This window comes from Desulfovibrio legallii, assembly GCF_900102485.1.
Lineage (GTDB): Bacteria > Desulfobacterota > Desulfovibrionia > Desulfovibrionales > Desulfovibrionaceae > Desulfovibrio > Desulfovibrio legallii_A.
Genome location: NZ_FNBX01000026.1, coordinates 11438 through 18317 on the forward strand (window position 1 = coordinate 11438; position 6880 = coordinate 18317).

6 protein-coding genes are annotated in these 6880 nt (G+C 67.8%); all 6 read left to right on the top strand.

Going from position 1 to position 6880, the window contains the following annotated elements:
- The first annotated feature begins 150 nt into the window (after positions 1-150).
- The 6 genes from BLS55_RS11445 to BLS55_RS11470 all read left to right on the top strand — a co-directional run bounded on the left by BLS55_RS11445 (position 151) and on the right by BLS55_RS11470 (position 6701).
- Positions 151-471: a LysO family transporter gene (locus BLS55_RS11445; RefSeq protein ID WP_092155326.1), complete on the top strand. Its 321-nt coding sequence runs from the start codon at positions 151-153 to the stop codon at positions 469-471.
- A complete protein-coding gene (locus BLS55_RS11450) occupies positions 458-1126 on the top strand; it encodes a carbonic anhydrase (RefSeq protein WP_092155328.1) in 669 nt (222 codons plus the stop codon). Before BLS55_RS11445 ends, BLS55_RS11450 begins: the two co-directional genes overlap by 14 nt.
- Before the next feature lie 39 nt (positions 1127-1165).
- Positions 1166-1753, top strand: a complete 588-nt coding sequence (locus tag BLS55_RS11455) for a LysO family transporter (protein WP_257243241.1) — start codon at positions 1166-1168, stop codon at positions 1751-1753.
- A gap of 190 nt (positions 1754-1943) precedes the next feature.
- Positions 1944-2654 carry a DVU0298 family protein gene (locus tag BLS55_RS11460; RefSeq protein WP_092155332.1) on the top strand — a complete coding sequence of 237 codons (711 nt, stop codon included), beginning with the start codon at positions 1944-1946 and terminating at the stop codon, positions 2652-2654.
- A gap of 186 nt (positions 2655-2840) precedes the next feature.
- Positions 2841-4847 carry a selenocysteine-specific translation elongation factor gene (gene selB / locus BLS55_RS11465; RefSeq protein ID WP_092155334.1) on the top strand — a complete coding sequence of 669 codons (2007 nt, stop codon included), beginning with the start codon at positions 2841-2843 and terminating at the stop codon, positions 4845-4847.
- Between the two features lie 144 nt (positions 4848-4991).
- On the top strand, positions 4992-6701 hold the full coding sequence (locus BLS55_RS11470) for an FAD-dependent oxidoreductase (RefSeq protein ID WP_092155336.1): 1710 nt from the start codon (positions 4992-4994) through the stop codon (positions 6699-6701).
- Positions 6702-6880 lie beyond the last annotated feature (179 nt).

Consider the following 6880-nt stretch of genomic DNA (forward strand, 5'->3'; position numbering starts at 1 on the left):
GCGGATTTTGTGGCCTGGCAAGGAAGCGGCCCCGCCCGGACGGGGATAGTACTCTTACGGTACAGACCCGGACGGAAAGGGGCCGCTGACGCCGCCAGGCCGCAAAAGACGCGCGCCTCGCCGCCAGGGATATCTAAAGAAGAGAGGCCTATGTTCATTGCATTGGGGTTAACCTTCCTTGGCATGGCCGTGGGCTTTCTGCTGCGCAAAGGCCCCTGGCCGGGCCGGTTGACGCGCGGCATTACTCCGGTAATCATGCTCCTGCTGCTGGGCCTGGGCATTGCCGTGGGCGGCAACGCCGCCCTGATGGAGGCTTTGCCCCGCCTGGGCGGCGCGGCCCTGGCCCTCACCTTGGCGGGCGTGGCCGGGTCTCTGGTCTGCACCCTGCTGGCGGGCCGGCTTTTCCGTCGTGGGCCCGGCTCCACGTCCGCCCCTGCCCACGCCAACGAGGATACGCATGAAGACTGTTGAACATCTGCTTCAGGGCAACGCCTTTTTCCAGCGCACATATTTTAAGAAGCACGAGGCCCAGCTGCTGGACCTGGTGGCCCACGGCCAGCAGCCCAGGGCGCTCTTTATCGGCTGCGCGGATTCGCGGGTCATTCCCTCGCTCATCACCAACGCGCCTCCGGGCCAGCTCTTTGTGCTGCGCAACGTGGGCAACTTCGTGGCCCCCTACAAGCCGGACGAGGACTACCACGCCACGGCGGCGGGCATTGAATACGCGGTCACGGCCCTGAACGTCGCGGAGGTCATCATCTGCGGGCACACCCATTGCGGGGCCATTGAGGCCCTGTTCGCAGGCAAGGACGAGGACGGAGCCTTTGTCCACACCCGCAAGTGGCTTTCTCTGGGCAAAAAGGCCAAAGAAATGGCCCTGCTGGCCCTGGGCAGGCAGGCGGACAAAGAGCCCCTGCTGCGCCTTGCGGAAAAGCTCTCCATCGTTTTCCAGATCGAAAACCTCATGACCTACCCCTGCGTGCGCGACCGGGTGCGGGAGGGAAGCCTGCACGTCCACGGCTGGCTTTACCATATCGAATCAGGGGCCATGCGCTATTACGACCCTGACGAGCACGACTTCCTGGCCCTGAACCCGCAGACGGACGCCGTGCCGTCCCGGCCCTGACCGCCGCCCGGTCCTGCGCATCCCCCCATGCAAGGCAGCGTGTGCATAGTGGCGTTCTTTGCGGCGGGCGTGCTGCTGGCGCGCCTGGGGCTTGTGCCCGCCTGGCTGCTGGAGCACGACCTGACCCTCTATGTGCTCTGGCTGCTCATGTTCCTGGTGGGGCTTTCCATCGGCGCGGACCGGCGGCTGGGCGAGATCCTGCGCAGCCTGCGCCCCCGCGTGCTGCTCCTGCCCCTGGCCACGGCCGCGGGCACCTTTGCGGGCACGGCCCTGGTCAGCCTGTTCCTGGTCTACAGCGTTACGGAATGCATGGCCGTGGGCGCGGGCTTTGCCTATTATTCCCTCTCTTCCATCTTCATTACCCAGTATAAGGGGCCGGAGCTGGGCACCGTGGCCCTGATCAGCAACATTGCCCGCGAGCTCTTCACCCTGCTCTGCACGCCGCTGCTGGTGCGCCTTTGGGGGCCCCTCGCGCCCATCACCTGCGGCGGGGCCTCCACCATGGATACCACCCTGCCCGTCATCGTGCGCTATTCCGGGCGGGAGTGGATGTTCGTCTCCATCGTCCACGCCATGGTCCTGGACATGAGCGTGCCCTTCTGGGTGCTGTTCTTCTGTTCGTGGTAAGCGCGCCGTCCGGGGCGGCCTGTGCGACGCGCGGCCTCTTGCCCCGGCCGCGAAAATCCTTCCCCCACAGGCCCCGACGCGCGCCGCACGGGGCCTCCGCGCCTGACGAACGCGCCGCCCGCCTTGCCAGGGGGCGCAAAAGCGGTCACTATACGGGCAGTAGTCATCACCCCTACCCGGAGGGAAAGCCATGCCCCGCATGCGCTCCGCCAAACTGCAACTCAAAGAAAGCCTCACCGGCCCGGACTGGCGCGACCACCTGGACGCCATCAGTCAAGGCGGCATGGAAAACGTGGGGCCGCTTTTTTCCTTCCTGCTCCTGGGCCCGCAGACCATGCACCGCGCCGCCGCGGCTCTGGGGCAGGTCGTGGCCCGCCTGGCCCGCAGCGAGCCCGAGACCGCCCGCAACATCATCCGCCGCCTCATGTGGCACCTGAACGAAGAATCGGGCAACATCGGCTGGGGCATCCCCGAAGCCTTCGGCGAAATCCTGGCCGCCAGCGAACCCCTGGCCAAGGATTTTCACAAAATCCTCATCACCTACATCATTGACCTGGGCCACGACGACAATTTTTGCGACCACGACGTGCTGCGCCGCTCCTGTTACTGGGCCATCGGCCGCCTGGCCCAGGCCCGTCCGGCCCTCTGCCTTTCGGCCCGCCCCTGGCTGCGCAAGGGCCTTGCCGATCAGGACATGATCTGCCGCGGCATGGCCGCCTGGGCTCTGGCCCAGCTGCCGCCGGACCTCATGGACGCCCCGGCCCTGCGCGCTCTGGCTCAGGCCGGGCACACGGAAGCCTGCCAGCTTTTCGACGGCAACGACGTCTATGAGGAATCCGTCACCCGGCTGGCCGAGGCGGCCCTGGCCCGGCTGGCCCCGCCCGCCGGCGGCAAGGCTTAGCGCCTGTGGGCGGCGGGCCTGTGCCGTACGGCCGCCGCGGCATAACGGCCCCTGGCGTCCGGCAGGGCGCGCGCGGCGCAGTGCGGGAATAAACGTTTTTGCAGGGCGGGGCGGCGCGGCGAAGAAGCGCGGTTTGCCAAAGGCGCTCTCCACCCACAAAAAACAGGCTCTTCCGACGAGGTTTTCATGGCAGTAGTATTGGGCACGGCCGGGCATATCGACCACGGCAAAACCTCCCTGGTGCGCGCGCTCACGGGCGTGGACTGCGATCGCCTGGGGGAGGAGAAGCGCCGCGGCATCACCATTGAGCTGGGCTTCGCCTGGCTGGACCTGCCCGGCGGGGAGCGCCTGGGCATCGTGGACGTGCCCGGACACGAGCGCTTCGTCAAGAACATGGTGGCCGGGGCCGCGGGCGTGGACATGGTCATGCTGGTCATTGCCGCGGACGAAGGCGTCATGCCCCAGACCCGCGAGCATCTGGAAATCTGCTCCCTCCTGGGCATTCGCACGGGCCTGGTGGCCCTGACCAAAACCGATATGGTGGAGCCGGACTGGCTGGAAATGGTCACGGAAGACGTACGCGCCTTCCTGGCGGAAACCTTCCTGGCCGGGGCTCCCATTTTTCCGGTTTCCTCAGCCACGGGAGAAGGCGTGGAGGCCCTGCGGGCGGCCCTGGTTTCCCTGGCCGGGGGCCTTGCGCCCCAGCCGCGCAGCGACATCTTCCGCCTGCCCGTGGATCGGGTTTTCAGCATGAAAGGGCACGGCACCGTGGTCACGGGCACGGTCATTTCCGGCCGCTGCGCCGTGGGCGACGAGCTCTGCTTCATGCCGTCCGGGCCTGCCACCCGCGCCCGCAGCCTGCAGCGCCACGGCAGGCCCGCGCAGGACGTGGCCGCCGGGCAGCGCTGCGCCGTCAACGTCCAGAGCGTGGAGGTAGCCGACGTGGAGCGCGGCCTTGTGCTGGCCCACCCCGGCGAGCTCTTCCCCTCCCCGCGCTGGATGGTGCGGCTTACCTGCCTGCCCTCCGCCCCGCGCGCCCTGCGCCAGCGGGTGGAAATCCACTTCCACCACGGCACGCGCGAATGCCCGGCCCGGGTGGTTTTTCGGGATCGAGAAAAGCTCGCCCCCGGCGAAACCGCCCTGGCCGAGCTGCGCTTCAGGGAACCTCTGGCTGGCGTTTACGGCGACCATTGCGTGCTGCGCGCGGGCGCGCCCTTGCGCACTGTGGCGGGCGGCCCGCTGGTAAGCCCCCTGCCGCCGGAGCTGCGCCGCAGCGACCCCCGCTTTGCGGAAAATCTGCGCCTGCTGGCCGGGCTGCCCGCCCTGCGCGCGGCCGTGGACGCGCCGCTTGCCCAGAAGGACTCCGGCGGCAAGGACGCGCCCTCGCCCAAAAGCGCGGCCAAGGCGCGGGATGCGGCCTGCGCCGCCTTTCTTGCCGCCGTGCTGGAGCTGCGCGCCGCAGCGGGCGCGGACGAAGCCAGGCTGCGCGCGCTCACCGGCCTGCCCCGCTCCGCGCTGGAAACGGGCCTGCAACTTCTGGCCGCGCGCGGCGCGGCCCTCTGCTTTGACAAAGAAGCCAGGGCCTGGATCGGCCGCCCGGCTTTCGACGCCCTCCTGGCCGCCTGCCTGGCCCGCGGCGCGGACCTGCACCGCAAGGAGCCCCTCAAGCCCGCCTTTACGCGCGGCGCGCTCTGCGCGGGCTGGAGCGCGCGCCTGGCCCCGCGCCTGGTGCAGCGGGTGCTGGAGCAGGCCCTCAGGCAGGGGGATCTGGTCGCCGAAGGCGACGGCCTGCGCCTGGCCGGGCACCAGGTGAGCCTGGCGGCGGACCAGGAAGGCCTGCGCGCGGCCCTGCTCAAGGCCCACGCCGCAGCGGGCCTTGCCCCGCCCAACCTCAAGGAGGTGCTGGAGGCGCTCGACGTGACCCCCAAGGCGGCCGCGCCCGTGCTGCGCCTGCTCTGCGAAAGCGGCGAACTGGTCAAGATCAAGGAAGGGCTCTGCTACCACGGCCCGGCCCTGACAGAAATCATGGAGCGCGTGCGGCAGTGGTTTGCCGACCACGACAACCTGGATGTGGCCGGGCTCAAAGAGCTCACCGGTCTTTCGCGCAAGTACCTCATTGCCCTGCTGGAATACATGGACAACGCCCGCATCACCGTGCGCGTGGGCGACCAGCGGCGCTACCGCGGGCGCTGAACCCTTTCGCCCCCGCAGGCGGTATATTTTTGTTTTCCGGGCGGGAAACTCCCCCCGCCCCCCTTGCCCAGCGGCGGGAAATGCGCATTATAAATACTGGTAATGCTCATTTGCTCATAACCATCAAACCCAAGGAGCGCACCGATGGCCGAAAAGATTCTTGTTGTGGGCGGCGTAGCCCTGGGGCCCAAGGCGGCCTGCCGTTGCAAACGGCTCATGCCCGACGCCCAGATCACCCTAGTGGACGAAAACGAGTTCATTTCCTACGGGGGCTGCGGCATTCCTTACTACGTTTCCGGAGAAATCCAGAATCTGGACGACCTGCGCTCCACCCCCTACCACACGGTGCGCGATCCGGCCTTTTTCCAGGCCATGAAGGGCATCGCCGTGCGCACCCGCACCCGCGCCCTGGCCATTGACCGCGCGGCCAAAACCCTGCTGGTCAAAGACCTGAACTCCGGCAAGGAAGAAAAACTGCCCTACGACACGCTGGTGCTGGCCACGGGCGCGAGCCCGCGCATGCCTCCGGTGGAAGGCAAGGATCTGAAGAACGTCCTTTCTCTCACCCGCCTGGAGGCCGCCGGGGCCATCCGCAGCGCCTGCCAGGAAGGCAAGGTGACCGAGGCCGTCATCGTGGGCGGCGGCTTTATCGGCCTGGAGGCCGCCGTGGCCCTGGCCGACATGTGGGGTGTCAAGGTCAGCGTGGTGGAAATGATGGATCAGATCCTGCCGGGCGTGCTTTCGCACTCCCTGGCCCTCATGGCCGCCCACGACTGCCGGAGCCACAAGGTGGAAGTCCACGTTGCCGAAAAAGTGCTCAAAATTGAGGGCGCGGACGGCGCAGTAAGCGCCGTGGTTACGGACAAGCGCCGCATCCCGGCGCAGATGGTCATCTTTGCCGCGGGCTTCACCCCCAACGGCAGCCTGGCCAAGGACGCCGGCCTGGACGTGGCCCCCTTCGGCGCCATTGTGGTGGACGAACACATGCGCACCTCCGACCCCGCCATCTACGCGGGCGGAGACTGCGTTTCCATCAAAAACCTCATCACCGGCAAGCCCGGCTATCTGCCCCTGGGCAGCATGGCCAACCGTCAGGGCCGCGTCATCGGCACCAATCTGGCCGGCGGCAACGCCGCCTTCCCCGGCTATGTGGGCTCCTGGGCCGTCAAACTTTTCGATATGGCCTTCTGCGGCGTGGGCCTTACCGTGGAACGCGCCCGCAAAGAAGGCTACGACGCCATGAGCGTGGCCGTGGAGCAGCTGGACCACGCCCACTTCTACCCTGAAAAATCCATGATGACCCTGGAGCTGACGGTGGACAAACCCACCCGTCGCGTGCTGGGTCTGCAAGGGGCCTGCGCCGACCCCGATTCCCTCAAGGCCCGCATCGACGCCGTGGCCGCGGCCCTGCAGTACAGCAAGCCCACGGTGGACGACATCTCCAACCTGGAAGTGGCCTATGCCCCGCCCTTCGCCTCCGCCATGGACGTGGTCAACGTGGTGGGCAACGTGGCGGATAACGCCCTGGACGGGCGCTTCACCCCCATCACCGCCGACGCCTTCATGGACCTCTGGAAAAACCGGGAACAGAACCACGTCTTCTTCATCGACGCCCGTCCGGCGGCCGCCGGCCGCGCCATGCAGGAAAAGCACCCCGACTGGCACGCCATCCCCCTGGAGGAAATCGCCGCCCGCGCCCATGAGGTGCCCAAGGACCGCCCCGTGGCCATCATCTGCAACACGGGGCTGCGCGCCTACGACAGCCTCCTTATCCTCGCCCGCAACGGCGTGAAGGACTTGGTCAACGCCTCCGGCGGCATGCAGTCCGTCAACAAAATGGGGCTGCAGGTGTAGCACACGGCTTGCGCTGGGGGTGGGGGGGCGCCCCCTGCCCCCCTGCCCGCCTCTGCGGCAAATGCGCTGCGCGGCGGGGGCGGGCCGTATCTCAGGGCATAGGCTTATTTGCCCTGCGGGCAGAGCGGCTTTTTTGTGCAGGGGGTCAAGGGCGGGGCTGCGCCCCTCTGGAAGGAGAG

What these genes read in the sequence shown, in the direction of transcription:
- BLS55_RS11445 (WP_092155326.1), top strand. Translation starts at nt 151, where the DNA reads ATGTTCATTGCATTGGGGTTAACCTTCCTTGGCATGGCCGTGGGCTTT.
- BLS55_RS11450 (WP_092155328.1), top strand. Translation starts at nt 458, where the DNA reads ATGAAGACTGTTGAACATCTGCTTCAGGGCAACGCCTTTTTCCAGCGC.
- BLS55_RS11460 (WP_092155332.1), top strand. Translation starts at nt 1,944, where the DNA reads ATGCCCCGCATGCGCTCCGCCAAACTGCAACTCAAAGAAAGCCTCACC.
- selB (WP_092155334.1), top strand. Translation starts at nt 2,841, where the DNA reads ATGGCAGTAGTATTGGGCACGGCCGGGCATATCGACCACGGCAAAACC.
- BLS55_RS11470 (WP_092155336.1), top strand. Translation starts at nt 4,992, where the DNA reads ATGGCCGAAAAGATTCTTGTTGTGGGCGGCGTAGCCCTGGGGCCCAAG.